At 63.1% G+C, this 1,249-nt stretch carries 1 pseudogene; it reads left to right on the forward strand.

The annotated features are described in order from the left end of the window. The first annotated feature begins 69 nt into the window (after positions 1 to 69). Positions 70 to 1,229, forward strand: a pseudogene (locus JK358_RS38730) (IS3 family transposase). Positions 1,230 to 1,249 lie beyond the last annotated feature (20 nt).

The raw sequence follows: 1,249 nt of genomic DNA on the forward strand, positions 1-1,249 counted from the left end.
TGACCTGCCCTACTCTTGGGGTTCCAGTTTTGGTGACTAATTGGCAGCCTTCACGAAAGGCTGATCGACATGCCACGTCCCTATCCTGCCGAGTTCCGAGCGCGAGCGGTCGCACTGGTGCGCGCGGGCAAACCCGCGAAAAAGACGGCCGTCGAACTGGGGATCCATCCAGTGACACTGTCGAAGTGGTTGCGCCAGGACGACATTGATCGAGGACTACGACCGGGCAAGTCCTCGACCGAGTCGGCCGAGCTCCGCGCTGCGCGCCGACGAATTCGGGAACTGGAGGGCGAGTTGGCGATCGTGCGGCAGGCCGCGAAGTTCCTCGGCGAGGATAAGCCGCGCCCAAAAGGCTCTACCCGGTGATCGACCGTCTCGTCGACGCCGGGGCGCCGGTGGACAGGTGTTGCCGGATCCTCGGAGTTGCCCGGCAGAACTACTACAAGCACAAACGCACTCCCGCCACGCCTACGCAGTTGCGGCGCCAGTGGCTGACCGGTCTGATCCGCGAGGTCCATGTCGCCTCCCGCGGCACCTACGGCTACCGGCGGATCCACGCCGAACTCACTCTCGCTATGAACGTGCGTGTCTGCTCCCGGACGGTGTCGGTCCTGATGACTCAGGCCGGCATCTACGGGCTACCTGGCCCAGTGCGGGTAAAACGCCTGCACGGCGTCGCGACTGCCGACGATCTGGTCAACCGCAAATTCCACCGCTTGCGCCCAAATGAATTGTGGGTCACCGATATAACGCAACATCGGACGCGGGAAGGGTGGGTCTTCTGCGCCGCCGTGCTCGACGCGTTCAGCCGTCGGATCGTGGGCTGGTCGATCGATTCGAAACAAGACTCGACCCTGGTGGTCAACGCCCTGGACATGGCCATCCGTAATCGGCGTCCCGAGCCCGGTGTGATCGTGCATGCAGACCACGGAACTCAGTTCACCTCTTGGGTTTTCGGCGACAAGGTCCGCTCCGCGGGCTTGCTGCCCTCGTTCGGGTCCGTCGGCGACGGGCTGGACAACGCGATGATGGAGAGCTTCTGGTCCTCGATGCAGATCGAGCTGCTCAACCGCCGGAAATGGAAGACCCGGCTGGAACTGGCCAACGCGATCTTCGACTACATCGAGATCTTCCACAACCGCCGACGCCGCCACTCCGCCCTCGGCTACCGCACCCCGATCGAGTTCGAACTACGCTACGAGAACGACACCATCCACGCTGTCAGTTAGCCACTGCGACTGGAACCCAA

It is taken from the genome of Nocardia acididurans (assembly GCF_016741815.1).
Lineage (GTDB): Bacteria > Actinomycetota > Actinomycetes > Mycobacteriales > Mycobacteriaceae > Nocardia > Nocardia acididurans.